Genomic DNA, 15,019 nt, shown 5'->3' on the forward strand with positions numbered 1-15,019 from the left:
TCAGGACCCGTCGATGACCCATACCCGCATTCGCAAATTCAACACCAGGGACACCTATCCCGAGCAGAAGCTCGATAATGATCTGTGCCAGGTCGTGGTTGCCAAGGGCAGCATGGTGTTCGTGCGCGGCCAGATCGGCCAGAAGCTCGACACCGCAGAGAATGTCGCGATCGGCGATCCCGTCGGCCAGACTGAGCAGGCGATGCAGAATATCCGCACGTTGCTGAAAGAGGCCGGTGCAGAACTCGGCGATATCTGCAAGATCACCATTTACATCACCGACCCGCGTTACCGCGAGGCGGTCTATCGCAAGATCGGTGAGCATCTCAAAGGCGTGTTCCCTGTCTCGACCGGCATCGTTGTCTCGGCGCTCGCGCGGCCGGAATGGCTGGTCGAGGTCGACGTGACTGCGGTCATCCCCGATGGCAGGTGAGGCGGCATGACTTTTTCCCTGACGGCCAAGTGTCCGGACACCGGGATGTTCGGCATGGTGATCTCGTCCTCGTCTCCGGCCGTCGCGGCGCGCTGCGTCCATCTGCGGGCCAGGGTCGGGGCGGTGGCGAGTCAGAACATCACTGATCCAGTGTTGGGGCAGATCGGTCTCGATCTCCTGGCGCGCGGCTTGAGCGCGACCGAGGTCCGCGACGCGCTGGTCGCCTCGACGCCCTTCATCGCCTACCGACAGCTCGTGGTGTTGGATGCGCGCGGACGGATGACCGCGTATTCCGGCAGCAACACGCTCGGCATTCACGCAACGCATGAGGGTGAAGGCGCGATCGCCGCGGGAAATATGCTTGCCAACACGGGTGTTCCGGCCGCGATGATCCAGGCTTATGCGGCCGGCGCCGGCAAGCCGTTTGCCGAGCGATTGTTGTCGGCCCTTGCGGCCGGGCTGGAGCAGGGCGGCGAGGCGGGGCCGGTGCATTCGGCGGGCATCTGCGTGGTGCGTGACGTATCCTGGCCGATCGTGGACCTTCGGGTCGATTGGAGCGATCGGCCGATCGCGGCGCTGCGCGAGCTCTGGGCGGTCTACGAGCCGCAATTGGAAGCCTATGTTGATCGGGCGAGAGATCCGGCCCGGGCACCGGGCTTCGGCGTCGCGGGCGATGACCGGATCTGACCGGCGGATCTCGCGTTGCCATCAGCCTGATCCTGCTATGATGCGGCGCGCGGCATGACCGTCGCGGTCCGACGCAAGGTGCGAGCAGGAGCAGATGCGATATACGCTACGCCAGATCGAATATTTCATCGCCACAGCGGAGACGGGAAGCATCACCCTTGCGTCGGAGCGGGTCAACATCTCGCAGCCGTCGATCTCGACCGCGATCGCCCATCTGGAGGAAGAGCTTGGAACCCAGCTGTTCGTGCGCCGACACGCGCAAGGGCTGTCGCTGACATCGGCCGGACGGGTCCTGCTGGTGGAAGCGAAGCGGCTGATCGAGCAGGCCGAGAATGTCTATTCCGTCGCCTCCGAGGTGGGAGAGCGGGTCCGCGGCCAACTGTCACTCGGCAGTCTGGTGACGCTGGCGCCGATGGTGATGCCGGAACTGTCGCATTCATTCACCTCGACCTATCCGGAATCGCGCATCATCCAGACGGTTGCCGACCATGAGCAATTGCTCGAGCGCCTGCTGCGCGCCGAGCTCGACGTCGCCATCACCTATGATCTCCTGATCCCGGACGAGTTCGAGTTTCTGCCGTTGGCCAGCTTGCCGCCGCATGTCGTAGTCAGCGAGGCCGGCCCGCTGGCGCGACATTCCGCGGTCAGCCTGCAGGAGCTGGCGCGCGAGCCGCTGATCCTGTTGGACCTGCCGATCAGCCGTGAATATTTCCTCAGCATGTTCATCAAGGAAGGCCTGGAACCAAATATCGTTTCGCGCTCCACGCATCAGGACGTGATCCGGACCATGGTTGCCAACGGCTATGGCTACACGCTAGCGAATGTCCGGCCGCGCTGCGAGGTCGCGCTAGACGGACGGCGCGTCGTTCGGGTGCGGCTGTCCGGCGATCACAGGCCGATGGTGATGGGCGTGCTGACGCTGGCGCAAGGCCGCAAATCCCGGTTGGTCGACATGTTCGAACAGCATTGCCGACGTTTCGTCTCGGACGCGTATATCCCGGGCATGGTGGCGCCCGTAATGGAGCGCCGCACCTTCCGGGGGCTGGTGGAGGGCGACGAGAGCCGACCGGACGAGAGCGCCCCGGGCTGAACTGTCGGCGCGCTATTAGTCGCGCGGCGCATATCGAAATCCGCGGATGCTCATCGCATTTTTCGATTTCGCAACTCCTGCGCCGTCCACTACGGTCTGAGCGCTCGTTTGCACGCGCTCGGCCGGCATGCGTCCTGCATATCGGCCGGTATGTCGAGCGGTCGAGAGATGCCGGGCGCATCTGCCGGAGGTGAACGCATCCATGACGATCGTCTATTTCCTCAATGGTCCGAATGCCAATCTCTACGGGCTGGACCGCAGCGGCACCTACGGCCGCGAAAGCTTCGCCTCGATCAGGCAGCGCTGTGAAGATTACGCCGCGTCATTGAACCTGAGACTTGAGTTCCGTCAGTCGAACCATGAGGGCGTACTGGTCGACTGGATCCAGGAGGCGAGGGAGAAGGCCGCGGGCCTCATCATCAATGCCGCCGGCCTCACCTATACATCGGTCGCGATTCTCGACGCGCTGCTTGCATTCGAGGGACCCGTCATCGAGGCGCATATGAGCAACATCTGGAAGCGTGAGCCGTTTCGGCACCATTCCTATGTGTCGCGCGCTGCGACCGGCGTTGTCGCCGGCCTTGGTGCACTCGGCTATGAACTGGCGCTGACCGCGATCGCGCGGCTGATCGCGGAGCAGCCAGCTCAATGAGGCCGGAATTGATGGTGTTCTACAGCGCGCTCGACAGCTTCGAGGCGTGGCGCACGGCGTTAGCGGCAGAAGGTGTCGCGCTGCGTCAGGCTGATGACATCGAGGATGTCGGCGATGTCCGGCAGGCGCTGGTGTGGAAGCCGCCGCATGGCTTCTTCGCGCGCTTTCCCAATCTCGGGCTCGTGGTCAATCTTGGCGCCGGCGTTGACGCGCTGGTCGGGCGCGACGACCTGCCTGACGTACCGATCACCCGGCTGTCGGATCCGAAAATGGCGCGGATGATGGCCGGCTATGTGCTGTTCGCGGTGCTGCGTCATGCTCGCGACATTCCTGCCTTCGAGCGTGCGCAGCGTGAAGGCCTCTGGCATTACATCCATCCGCGCGATCCGGAGACGATCAGCGTCGGCGTGCTCGGCCTCGGCGAACTCGGCCTGGCAGCGGCGACGGAATGCGCGCGGCAGGGCTTCCGCGTGCACGGCTGGTCGAGTTCGCAAAAAAGCATTGACGGCATCGAGACCTCGGCCGGGCCGGATGCGCTCGAAGCGGTGCTGAAGCAGAGTGACATCCTCGTCTGCATGCTGCCGCAGACCGCAGCGACGCGCGGGTTGCTGGCCGCCGGTCGGCTCGCGCAGATGAAGCGCGGCGCGGCCTTTGTCAACGTCTCGCGCGGCAGCATCGTCGATGAACCCGCACTGGTCGAGGCCCTGCGAAGCGGCCACATTGCCGAGGCGACGCTGGACGTGTTCGCGACCGAGCCGTTGCCGCCGGAGAGCCCGCTCTGGCGCATGGAAAATGTGCTGATCACGCCGCATCTGGCCTCGGTCGCGCTGCCCGGATCGGCCGCACGGCAGATCGGCGAGAATATCCGCCGGCTTCGCGCCGGTGAGCCGCTGCTGGGCCAGGTCGATCCGCGTCGGGGCTATTGAGCGCACCACGATCCAGGACGCGGCGGCTCGTCAACGACGCGGGACTGCCGCCCTCCTCGCGTTTTCCTATCCATCTCCCAAGATAAAAATATTTTCCTTATGCCGTCTGCTCCGGCATCATTTTTGGCAATGGAACAGGAGCCGATCGATGATCCGCACGGGCGACGAGTACAAGCAGGGCATTCGCGACGGTCGCGAAGTCTGGATCGACGGCGAGCGGGTCAAGGACGTCACCACCCATCCGGCCCTGAAACCGATCATCGACATCAAGGCCCGCATGTACGACATGGCGCACGAAGAGCGCTACAGCGGCGATCTGAGCTATGTCGAGGGCAATCAGCGGCATTCGATCTTCTATCGGCCACCGCAGGCGCAGAGGGACTGGTACGACAAGATCAAGGCTCTCGACCATTTCATGAAGGACATTCGGGGCGTCGTCACCCGGGTCGGCGACGAGACCATCGGCGAGATGTGGTCGCTGACCGACGGCCGTGACGTGCTCGCCGAGATCGATCCGCGATTCGCGCCCAATATCGACCGTCACATACGTGCCGTCGTCGAGAAGGACGTCTTTCACGTCTCGGCCAACACCGATCCTAAAGGAGACCGTTCCCTGCCGCCGCAGCAGCAGGACCCGGACATGATGGTCCATGTCACGCGGGAAACTGACGCCGGCATCATCATTCGCGGCGCCAAATACGAGACGGCGGCAGCCTATGCCGACCAAGCCTATCTGAAGCCGACGGTGGGTGCCTGGTCCACCGAGAAGCTGTCCGATTATGCGGTAGGCTGCATCGTCAGGATGGGCGCGCCCGGTGTCAAGCATATCTGCCGGAGCGGCTTCGCTGGCCGCGGCAATCCGCAGGATTATCCGCTCGCCAACCGGTTCGACGAGGTCGAGGCGCTGGTCGTGTTCGACGACGTCTTGATCCCATGGGAAGATGTATTCTTCTATCGTCACACCCGTGCCGCGCAGTTCGTGCGCTCGACCTTGCATCGCTATTCGGCATTCCCCTATGTGCTGCGCCTGCTGTACGTCGCCGATATGATGATCGGCGCGGCGATGTGGAATGCGAGACAGACCGGCCTCGACAAGCTGCAGTCCGTGCGCGAGAAGCTCGCCGATCTCGTCTGCTACCGCGAAGGCATCAACGCGCATCTCACCGCATCGATCGCGATGGCCGAGAAGAGCCCCGGCGGCCTGCTGATGCCACAGCAGTCGATGCTTTATGCGGGGCGTGTCTTCGCTTGTTCGCAATTGCCGACGATGATGCATGTCGCGCGCGAGCTGTGCGGCGGCCAAATCTGTATCACGCCCAATGTGAATGCGTTCGATGCCAAGGGAAGCGGGGAGTGGATGAACAAGTTCTATTCCCTCAACGATCACTGGCAGGCAGATGACCGTCGCAAGCTGCTCGCCTTCGCGCGCGACCTTCTGAACTCGGACTATGCCGGCCATCGCCTGACCTTCGTGCAGTTCGCCCAGGCACCGCACTTCAATCACCTCGCGGCCGTCTACAACAGCTTCGACTTCTCCGGTCCGCTGGATTTCGTGAAGAAGTCGGCCGGCCTGTCCGATCGTATCGACGGAAAGACATCATGATCGGCGTGCCGCAGCAGACGCCACATTGCTGCTCGAACAGGCACATGTGCGCGTGGCGCGTTCGTCATCCTGTTATGGGCCGATAAGTCGATGCCGCGAATATCCGGTGGAGAGAGCTAGCACCCCAGGAATTCTGCTCAAGCTGACGACGTCCTGACTGATCGAAAGTCGCTGCGACCGCAGCGCGCGCATTGGTCCTCCTGTGGGAGGAGCAGTGCGCCTGGTCGCGCAATTCTTCTTTGCTTTCAATTGTTTATGCGTCGCGATGGCATGTTGCTTGCTTTGAAGACGATGTCGAAATTGTTGTGAGGGGTCGAGATGAAGCACGTCCTGAAGCACTCCATGATGGTGCTGTTGTCGATGCTGGCCATCGGCGAAATGATGCCTGCGGCCGCGGCTGAAGAGAAACTCGTCGTCAGCACCTGGGGCGGCAGCTTTCGCGATTTGATCGACGAGTCGATCGCAAAGAAATTCACGGCGGAGACCGGCGTTAAAGTCGAGTATGTCACTGGTGGCACCATGGACCGGCTCAATCAGGCCAAGCTTGCTGCCGGCAAGCCGGAAAGTGACATCACGTTCACGACCGCTCATGTCGGTTGGCTCTACGCCAATGACAATCTGTTCGAGAAGCTCGATCTCACGAAAATGGCGAACGCGACGCATCTGGTCGAACAGGCCAAGATCAGCCCCTATCACGTCGGTGTCTGGGCCTACGTCTACACGATCGGGTATCTGCCCGATCATTTGCCCAAAGGCGTCAGCTTCGACAGTTGGGAAGGGCTTTGGAACCCAGCGTTGAAAGGCATGATCTCGTCGCCGGATTTCGATCCGAGCCACATCATCGCCGTCGCCGCCAGACTCTCCGGCGCCGATGCCGCGCATTGGGAGGCAGGCGAGGACAAGCTCAAGGCGCTGAAGCCGAACTACAAGGCGTTCTATACCAACGATGCCAACAGCCAGCAGATGTTCGCCACGGGGGAGACCCCAGTGCAGGTCGTGCTGTCGATGAACGCCTATTACATGCGCGACCAGGGTGTGCCGATCAAGCTCGTGATCCCCAAGGAGGGCGCAGTGCTCGGCGTCGACACGATGGGAATCATGAAGGGAACCACCAAGACGGAGCTCGCCTACAAGTTCCTGAACATCGCCCTCGATCCGGCGGTGCAGGCGCAGATCGCCGATCTCAAGAAAGGCAGCCCCGTGGTCGATAACGCCAAGCTCGCGCCGGAAGTCGCTGCGCTCCCGGGTGTGTTCACGACCCCGGATCAGTGGGCGCGCCAGACCCTGATCATCGACAGCAAGCTGCGCGCCGAGAAGACCGCCGAATGGCGAAAATGGTTCGCCGAGAACATCATGACTCCGTGACAACCCTCAGCGGCCCGGAAAACGACCGGGCCGCGCTTCCGAACGCCGAGTTCGCCATGAACAAACGCCCATTCTTGGGGTGGTTCGTCTCGCCCGCCGGGTTGGTCGCACTGGGGTTAGCGGCTGCGATGGCGGCCGTCTTTCAGTACAGTATTCGCGCCTACATTCCGGGCTCGCTCGGGGTCGGCGGGTTTACCCTGCAGAACTTCGCCGCCATGCTGCGGCCACTCTATGCGCTTGCGTTCTGGAATACGATCTTACTGTGCTTCGAGACGGCGGCGTTCGCGCTGATCCTGGCCTATCCGTTGGCCTACGCGCTGGTCCGCACGAAACGCCGGGCGCTGCGCTCTTTCATCCTGATCACGGCAGTGACACCGCTGTTCCTAGGCGAAGTCGTGCGGACTTATTCCTGGATGATCGTGCTCGGCAACAACGGCTTCCTGAATACATTGCTCATGAAGCTCGGCCTCGCCAGTCGTCCGGTGCAGATGATGTTCTCGACCGCAGGTGTGGTCGCTGCGCTTGTTCACGTGACGATGCCCATCATGGTCATCATGTTGGCCGCCGGCCTGTCGCATATTGACCGGAGCTATGAGAAGGCCGCCGAGAGTCTTGGGGCGGGCTCCGTCCGGACCTTTTTCACGATTACGCTGCCGCTCTCGATGCCCGGCATCATCGCCGGTTTCTCCACCGCCTTCGCCTGGACGTTCAGCGCCTTTGCGACGCCGCAGTTGATCGGCGGCGGGAGGGTGAGCACGGTATCGACCTTGATCTATCAGCTTGGCTTCGCCTCGTTCAACTTCCCGTTCGCGGCGAGCCTGTCCGTCATCGGCCTTGCATTGTCGCTGGCCGTCATCGCGCTGCTGAAGCGGGCGATCCGGCCGCTCGAACGGCTGGCGAGCGCGACGTGAAAGATTCTCCTGCTGCAACCATGTTGCGATGGTCAGGGCGTCTGTTGGTTGCAGCTATCCTCCTGTTCGTCCTGTTGCCGGGTCTCGTGGTGGCCGTGACGGCCTTCAACGATCGCGCTATCCTGGCTTTCCCGCCGCAGGCTTGGTCGCTGCGCTGGTTCTGGCGAGCGCTGTCCTACGACGATTTCGGTCGGGGCTTCTGGAACGGCCTGACGGTGACCACGTGGGCATCGAGCATCGCGCTAGTCGTCGGAGCCGCCTTCGCCCTTGCGATCCATCGTTACAATTTCGTCCTCAAGCCTTTGCTCAATGGCATCCTACTGTCGCCGCTGATCATCCCGCACTACACGATCGGGCTCGGCGTGCTGATTCTCGCCTCGCAAACCGGCGCCGGGCGCGGTTTCTCGCTTGTCATCCTGACCCATGTGGTTCTGGTGCTGCCTTTCGTGATGCGCAGCACCTTTATCTCGCTGGAGAATCTCGACAGCCGTCTCGAGCTTGCGGCCTCTAGTCTCGGTGCCACGCCGGGCCGTATCCTCGTCACCGTGACCATCCCGCTGCTGCTGCCGGGCCTGTTGAGCGGTTGGCTGTTCGCCGCGATCCTATCGTTCAACGAATTCACCGCCACCTTGTTCGTCAGCAGCCAAGCGACGCAGACCTTGCCGGTGGCGATGTACAACTACGTGCGGGAGTTCGCGGATCCGACGCTGGCCGCACTGTCGGTGATCTATATCGCCGTCACCGCATTGTTGCTGAGCGTTGCCAATATCTGTCTGGGGCTCGGGAAGATCCTCGATGTTGATGCACACTGATCGCAAAGGCGCTGCCGCACAGAGCATAACAGGGGGCGTGGGCCGGCCGGCGGTACAACTAGACGGTGTCACGAAACGCTTCGGCGAGTCCGTGGCGCTGCACGAGGCCTGGCTCAAGATTGACCGAAGCGAGTTCATGACGCTGCTCGGACCGTCTGGCTGCGGCAAGACAACGCTGTTGAACCTCGTGGCCGGCTTTCTCGAAGCCGACAATGGCGAGATCTTCATCGAGGGGGCGCTGGTGACCGAGACGCCCGCGCACCAGCGCGAGATCGGCATCGTGTTCCAGAACTATGCGCTGTTCCCTCATATGAGCGTCGCCAACAACATCGCCTACGGGCTGAAGAGCCGCGGCGTCGGAAAGAAGGAGATCGCACGCCGAGTCGACGAGGCGCTGGCCCTGGTCAAGCTGACCGGCCTTGGCAGCCGCAAGCCGCGGCAATTGTCCGGCGGGCAGCAGCAGCGCGTCGCGCTGGCGCGTGCGCTGGTGATCAGGCCCAAAGTGCTGCTGCTCGATGAACCGTTCTCGGCGCTGGACAAGAATCTCCGCGGCTCGATGCAGGTCGAGCTGAAGCAGATCCAGCGCGAGCTGGGCGTTACCACGATCTTCGTGACGCACGACCAAAGCGAGGCGCTATCCATGTCGGACCGTATCGCCGTGATGTCCGCCGGACGGATACGTCAGATCGCTCCGCCCGACGAGATCTATCGCCGTCCGGCGGACCGTTTCGTCGCGTCTTTCGTCGGCGATGCCAACATTCTCGCGGGTCGTCTCGTCGCACGGCGCGGCGATGCCGCCATAGTTTCGGTGGGCAACGTCCGCCTCGACGTGCCGGCCGCACCTATTGCGCAAATGACCGTCGGCGACGTCGTGGATGTCTTTGTCCGGCCTGAGCATCTTCTCGTCAGTTCGCGCGATGCGCCTGGGTCGCTGCCAGGAACCGTCACGACGCAGGTGTTTCAGGGCGACCATGTCGATCTCTATGTCGCGGTCTCCGGCGTCGCGCGCAAACCCGTTTTGCTGCGTGCACCCGGTATCGCCGCCTTGTCGTCTTGCCCCGTCGCAGCTGATGTCGGGCTGATCGTCAGTTCCGACGACGTCGTGGCATTTCCGCCGGAATAGCCGCGGTGCAAGATGATCGGCTCTTCCGCGGGACGAAGCCGGATGCGGAAGCTCGGGTGGTGCGCCCAGGGCGGGAAGACACCCTGGCCTGGGAGGCCGATCAGCCAATCTGGATCAGAGGCACCCCTGGAGAGAGTAGCCTCTCGCTCGGAGATGACCTGCATCTGGCCTAAACGGCCACCGCTTCATGATGTCGGTATTGCTTTTCTAGGACTTGAACCCGTCCTGTGACCAAGTCGGCGTCTAAGCAGACGATTGAAGAAAGTGTCGTATGACCTTGCGCACTAAGCCACGGCTTGAAAAAGCAATTTGAGATGGTTGCAGATAACTCACTCGCCGTCCCGGTCTAACCGCTGGGACGGATTCCGGGAATCAGGGATCGCGACGGCCCAGGTTTGGCTGCGCGCAGCGCTATCGTTGGCGTTCATCGAGAGTGAAGGATGGACCTTCTCTCGACAGAACCTTGGCTTTACTACGAATCTGAGATTCGGACGTTCGAATCGTTCCGGGCGCGCCAGTTCGGTACAGAACTGGGCACGCCAAAACCAGCCGTTTTTGCGCTTGAAGCGGCGACGAGCGTGCGCACCAGTACGCTTTTCGATCCCATGATGCGCAGTTCTTTCTGATCGACTTCGACCCGTTGGGCGAGCGCGCGAAGGTGATCGCGGCGGTAGCCGCCGCCATCGGTCCGCAGGCGCTTGCGGGCTGTCCTGGCAAACGTCTTGAGACCCTGCGGTGTGATAGCCGGTCCGGCTCGTTCGATCGCATCCTCGGCCCTCTCTGCGTCAAGGCGGGCCTGGTCGCGCGTGGCCTTCAGTTCAGCGATGCGGTCCTTCAGCATGGGGTCGGAGAGATCGGCGACACCGTTCTCGATGGCGTCGTAAAGCCGCTTGAGTTTGGCGTCTGCCTCGGCCGCCCGCTTGCGCAATTCGGCGATGTGCGACTTTCGTCGCTCGGCGCGCTCGCTGCGGCGATCGAGTACGTGTGACAAAAGCTGCTCAAGACGCTTGGGCTGTAACAAACGTTGCTCGATGTACTCCGCGACGAGGTTATCGAGTTTTTCCATCGGGACGGTGCGACCCGGACAGCCGGTCTCGCCCTGGCGAGCTTTGGTGCAGCAGGTGTAGTAGCGGTAACGGCCGCTCTTGCCGGTGCGCAGCGTCATTGCTCCACCGCAAGCAGCGCAAAAGCAGATGCCGGTAAGGAGCGTGGGGCCACTGACGACCCTTGGCGCGACCATCGCCGGACTGCGGCTCTTGAGCAGCATCTGGACGACCTCAAATTCATCTTTGTCGACGATTGCCGGCACCGCCATTTCCACGATTTCAGTCTCCGCCTTGCGCTCGCGGGTCTTCCAGAACTTGGTATTGAAAACGGTGCCGGCCGATGTAGGTCGTTCGGGTCAGCACCTTATGGACGGCATCGACACCCCAACAGCCGCCGTCGCGGGTGCGGATACCGATGGCATTGAGGTGCGTGGCGATAGATTTGACGCCCATCGGCCCCGAACTTCCGCTGCCCTCGCGCGCCAGGCGGAAGATCAGGCGCACGGTCTCGGGTCGATCTCCAAGGTCTTCTTGGTCCGGTGTCCGCGTTGCTCAGATGCCTCGATGATCCGATAGCCGATCGGCGGTAAGGCCCCATTCCAGAAGCCTTGCCGCGCGTTCTCCTTCATGGCCCTCAGCGTGTGCTTGGCGTTCTCCTTGGACTGATACTCGTCGAACAGCGCCATGATCTGCCGGATCATGTTGCTCATGGGATCGTCGCCGAGCTCCTGGGTGATCGACACCAGCCGGACGCCGGCCTTGGCGAGGCGGCGGACGTAGAACTCGAGCTGGAACTGGTCGCGGAAGAAGCGACTAAAGCTGTGGACCAGGATCACATCGAACGCCGGCGGCTTGATGGTCGCCGCGTCGATCATGCGCTGGAATTCCGGCCGCCGATCGTCGGTCGCGGACAGGCCTGGCTCGACATAGTCGGCGACAATTTCCCAACCCCGGGATGCGCAGTATCCCTTGGCCTGGCGGCGCTGATCCGGGATGGAGAGATCGTTATCGGCCTGCCTTCCGGTTGAGACACGCAGGTACAGAGCAGCACGAATCGGCTTAGTCATGGCGATCTCCAAACCTTTGGGGGTCAGTGGCGGGTCGAAAACAATTCGTCGAACAGGTCGCCGCACCAGGCCTCGAACACTTCGATCTCGGCCTCGGTGATCGGGACCTCGTCGGGCCAATCGTCGGTCACGGTCCACTCCGACCGCTCCCTCCTTGCCGGCCGCCCCCTTCGTCGAACTGACGGCCGCAGATAATCGTAGAGATCGTCGGGCAACGGTCCAAGCTGCCGGGTTCGTCTCTGTCGAGATTTTTTATGAGCCATGGCGCCTCGCGAAGCGCAGACTCAATCCAGAGAACGGCGCAAATTTGTTCGCCGCAGCGGGAGCGGCATATCGCTCGCGCCGAGCCATCGGCGCATGGCCGACACACGCCGGGCCGGCCGGCGCTGGTCAAGGCCGCCAGCCGGCGGAGCCGGGCGCGCGCAGCGCGAGCCTTGACCGGCGTCGGCTGGTCCGGCAGCGCCTTTCTAGACCCAACGGCGCGGTGAGACCAAATCGGGCCGCGTCGCTAGCACATTGTGCTGACATGTTGAGCGCAAAGGAGAACTCCAATTCTTGCAAGGTACGTCCATGCCAGAAAAGTTGCGATAAGTCTCTGCGCTGTCACACGATCGACCGCGGCGCACCTTGGGCGCTTTATCCTGCTATCAAGCGGTCGATATCTCACGCCTCGCCAGTTCTGCGAAATTCTTCGACAAGTTGCGATCAGGAAAAATCGGGAAGTGCATCACGAGAGCAGATTGCGTGCCGGTTTCGTGCAGTCAATATGCAGGCTCTTTGGTGATGGCACCTGCCTCCGAGTCGATCGATGCCATCGTCCGGAGCCACCGTGGTTACGCGGATGATTTGCAATTCGGGTGCAAAGGCGACGAGTAAACCGGTCCCGATTGGATGTGAGAATGTCTGGTGTCGTGGATAACGGACCGTAAAGCAGAGGTCGCAAAATCGACGAGAAGACCCGGAGAAGACATCAGAGAGAGAACGTGATAAGAAATATCAGCTATCGCTACGATCATTTGCAGCCCAAAACGCGCTGTCAGCGCGACTTTCATGGATGAACAGACGACTGTCCAAGCCCGCATCTGTGCCGCTTGGATCGATTTACTCCGATGGAACCGAGGCGCCGAAGGGCACCCCGATCAGTATTACGCCCTGAACGTCGAGAACGTCCGAGGCCAAGGCGAGGAATTCGAACTGCACGTCACGTTTCGCGCTGGTCGAACGTATTGCTGCTGCGAAGCCTTATGCCATACCGGCGTCTTCACTGAGCAACGGTGGCGGGAACTGCGGTTAGCTCTTGCCGCCCATGGCGTCGAGCCTCAAGAACCGCTTGTGGTGCGGATTTGCGCTCGGCTCGAAGCAGGCTCGCGATTGCATTACGGGAGGAGCAATGAGCTTGAGCCAGAGGTGTCCGACAAGGGTCCCTGGACGTTGACGGTGCGCGAGCAATCCCCGTGATCCCAATTCATCACGAATGTTCTCGCTACGCCCGCTTATGTGCCTTCTCGTCTTTCCCGGAGGCCACTCGGGATTTTCGCTGTTGAGGGATTAACCGAACCACCCAACGACATCGGGGATCCAAGAGGCGTAGTGCTGGATCGCAGAGCATCCCAGACTTGCCAATTGGAGCGTATCGCCGGCTATGGAATCATAGTGCCACAGCGAAACTATAGTGCCCATCTTCAGCCGTGGCGCGCCATTTCGACGCTGTTTCTCGAGCAGGTCGCATCGACGCAAATGACCGAGCCGCTCCCCACGTCAGGCAGCCAATTTCTGGCCCCACTTATAGCGGAACTGCGCCGACGCATCGTGGGCGATAGGTTTGCCGTGGCCGAACCCTGCAGCATCGAAAGAAAGACTGGCAAGTTTGCGCTGGCTCGCACGACCCTGCTCCAGACTCTCGAAGCCGACGGGATCGCCGAGGCCCATGAGGTTCGTGCACACATCGCCCGCAAACAGCATGCGTCCCGGATGCCACAGCAGTGCAACGTGTCCCGCGCAATGCCCAGGGGTGTGAATAACTTCGATGCCGCCGGCGATGGGCAGTATTTCCCTGTCAGTCAAAGGCTGGTCGATCGCAACAGGCTCCATTCGCTCGTCGGGATCGAAGAAAAGCCTGCACAGCACTTGCCCCAACAGACCAGGTGCCGGCCTCATAGGTCGAAAGGGGCCTCCACTCTCGGCGACGGGGATATCGAGCGGGTGCATGTAGGTCCTCGCACCGGTTTTCCGCACGATCGCGGCGGCGCTGCCGATATGATCAGGGTGGCCGTGAGTGAAAACCAGATGCCTGAGCTGGTCTGCCGAACGGCCGATCCCGTCGATCGCTCCGAAAACGGCTGCCTCCTTGGCCGGGAACCCGGCGTCGATCAGTGCCAATCCGTCGTCGCCCTCGATCAGAAAGGCGTTTGCCATCCCCATTGGGACAACATGCACGCGGTTGATCACACGTTTTGCGCCCATGGGTGGAACTCCTTGCATCGCCTACGGTGTAAAACGCGCAAGGCTGCCCGTCAGTTTCTGGCACATCGCGTCGATCTCGAAATTGAGCGACAGGCCGCGATCGAAGGATAGGAGGACCACACCCACGAAATCGGGAGGACAGTCGCCGATGAAGCGTGGCGCAAGATCGCAGGCCGTCGCAGTATCACCAATTGGAGCGCGTAGTAGGCCGGCGGATCATAGCGCCACAGCCAAACAATAGTGCCCATCTTCATCGATCGTGGCGCGCCATTTGCTGCTGTTTTCATTCGGTTTTCGCGGGGCGCGCTTGGCTAGTGCACCGAGTGCTACCGTAAGCGTTACCTCAGGGCTTCCGCGACATCGATCAGCGCGTCACGACTCTAACGTGGAACATCCTGGCATTCGGATAGACTTCCAGCGCATCGTAACGACTTCGGTTCCAAAGGCGTCTGCGAGCTATTGAACGACGACGCTCCGCAACCGGCAATCACGGTCGAAAGCGGTGCGCGGTGGCTCGCCGTCTATGACAACGCTCCGTCTTGTCTTGGAATAGCGCAGCCTTCACGCGCGCACTTTTCACTACCCAGCAGCGACCGGCCCATGCGTCGATGTCCGAACATGCGTGGTACCGTCGCCTTTTGTTTCTCCGCTAGTGCCAAGAATTGTGCCGCGAGTGCGCACACCGCGTCGCCGTCAAACGCCGCCGTTCATGCGCACGCTTGGGTCTGCGACGTTTCGGGTGGGGCCTTTCAACTTCACAACTACCAGGCCCAGCGCCAGGCCGCTTGGCCTTGAGGAGGCCCAACGCAACGTCGGGAGTCCCCGCAGCGTTCGACGGAGC

At 61.8% G+C, this 15,019-nt stretch carries 14 protein-coding genes; 10 read left to right on the forward strand and 4 right to left on the reverse strand.

Annotated features, from left to right (window positions below; all coding sequences use genetic code 11):
• Positions 1–13 precede the first annotated feature (13 nt).
• The 10 genes from ACQR1W_RS38320 (at position 14) to ACQR1W_RS38365 (ending at position 9,602) form a co-directional block, all read left to right on the forward strand.
• Positions 14–433 carry a RidA family protein gene (locus tag ACQR1W_RS38320; protein ID WP_434855619.1) on the forward strand — a complete coding sequence of 140 codons (420 nt, stop codon included), beginning with the start codon at positions 14–16 and terminating at the stop codon, positions 431–433.
• A 6-nt stretch (positions 434–439) separates the two neighbouring features.
• Positions 440–1,120: a DUF1028 domain-containing protein gene (locus tag ACQR1W_RS38325; RefSeq protein WP_434855620.1), complete on the forward strand. Its 681-nt coding sequence runs from the start codon at positions 440–442 to the stop codon at positions 1,118–1,120.
• 94 nt (positions 1,121–1,214) lie between these two features.
• Positions 1,215–2,210 carry a LysR family transcriptional regulator gene (locus ACQR1W_RS38330; RefSeq protein ID WP_434855621.1) on the forward strand — a complete coding sequence of 332 codons (996 nt, stop codon included), beginning with the start codon at positions 1,215–1,217 and terminating at the stop codon, positions 2,208–2,210.
• A 202-nt stretch (positions 2,211–2,412) separates the two neighbouring features.
• Complete coding sequence (locus tag ACQR1W_RS38335) at positions 2,413–2,862, forward strand: type II 3-dehydroquinate dehydratase (RefSeq protein ID WP_434855622.1); 450 nt, start codon at positions 2,413–2,415, stop codon at positions 2,860–2,862.
• Positions 2,859–3,788: a 2-hydroxyacid dehydrogenase gene (locus ACQR1W_RS38340; protein ID WP_434855623.1), complete on the forward strand. Its 930-nt coding sequence runs from the start codon at positions 2,859–2,861 to the stop codon at positions 3,786–3,788. The genes ACQR1W_RS38335 and ACQR1W_RS38340 overlap by 4 nt, the downstream gene beginning before the upstream one ends.
• A gap of 148 nt (positions 3,789–3,936) precedes the next feature.
• Positions 3,937–5,391: a 4-hydroxyphenylacetate 3-hydroxylase family protein gene (locus ACQR1W_RS38345; RefSeq protein WP_434855624.1), complete on the forward strand. Its 1,455-nt coding sequence runs from the start codon at positions 3,937–3,939 to the stop codon at positions 5,389–5,391.
• A 318-nt stretch (positions 5,392–5,709) separates the two neighbouring features.
• Positions 5,710–6,756, forward strand: a complete 1,047-nt coding sequence (locus tag ACQR1W_RS38350; RefSeq protein WP_434855625.1) for an ABC transporter substrate-binding protein — start codon at positions 5,710–5,712, stop codon at positions 6,754–6,756.
• A 56-nt stretch (positions 6,757–6,812) separates the two neighbouring features.
• The gene (locus ACQR1W_RS38355) at positions 6,813–7,667 is read left to right on the forward strand and encodes an ABC transporter permease (RefSeq protein WP_434855626.1); all 855 of its coding nucleotides are present in this window, start codon (positions 6,813–6,815) and stop codon (positions 7,665–7,667) included.
• On the forward strand, positions 7,664–8,479 hold the full coding sequence (locus ACQR1W_RS38360; protein ID WP_434855627.1) for an ABC transporter permease: 816 nt from the start codon (positions 7,664–7,666) through the stop codon (positions 8,477–8,479). The genes ACQR1W_RS38355 and ACQR1W_RS38360 overlap by 4 nt, the downstream gene beginning before the upstream one ends.
• On the forward strand, positions 8,463–9,602 hold the full coding sequence (locus ACQR1W_RS38365) for an ABC transporter ATP-binding protein (protein WP_434855628.1): 1,140 nt from the start codon (positions 8,463–8,465) through the stop codon (positions 9,600–9,602). Before ACQR1W_RS38360 ends, ACQR1W_RS38365 begins: the two co-directional genes overlap by 17 nt.
• A 472-nt stretch (positions 9,603–10,074) precedes the next feature.
• On the opposite strand, the gene ACQR1W_RS38370 is transcribed toward ACQR1W_RS38365, so the two are convergent.
• From ACQR1W_RS38370 to ACQR1W_RS38385, 4 genes are all read right to left on the reverse strand, one after another.
• Complete coding sequence (locus ACQR1W_RS38370) at positions 10,075–10,917, reverse strand: recombinase zinc beta ribbon domain-containing protein (RefSeq protein WP_434855713.1); 843 nt, start codon at positions 10,915–10,917, stop codon at positions 10,075–10,077.
• 10 nt (positions 10,918–10,927) lie between these two features.
• Positions 10,928–11,152, reverse strand: coding sequence for a recombinase family protein (locus tag ACQR1W_RS38375; RefSeq protein WP_434855629.1), 225 nt, complete (start codon positions 11,150–11,152; stop codon positions 10,928–10,930).
• Positions 11,143–11,715: a recombinase family protein gene (locus ACQR1W_RS38380; RefSeq protein ID WP_434855630.1), complete on the reverse strand. Its 573-nt coding sequence runs from the start codon at positions 11,713–11,715 to the stop codon at positions 11,143–11,145. The genes ACQR1W_RS38375 and ACQR1W_RS38380 overlap by 10 nt, the downstream gene beginning before the upstream one ends.
• A gap of 1,758 nt (positions 11,716–13,473) precedes the next feature.
• Entirely contained in the window at positions 13,474–14,178 is a 705-nt protein-coding gene (locus ACQR1W_RS38385; protein WP_434855631.1) for an MBL fold metallo-hydrolase, read from the reverse strand.
• Positions 14,179–15,019 lie beyond the last annotated feature (841 nt).

The sequence above is a fragment of the Bradyrhizobium sp. HKCCYLS1011 genome (assembly GCF_051167795.1).
In the GTDB taxonomy this organism is placed as follows: domain Bacteria; phylum Pseudomonadota; class Alphaproteobacteria; order Rhizobiales; family Xanthobacteraceae; genus Bradyrhizobium.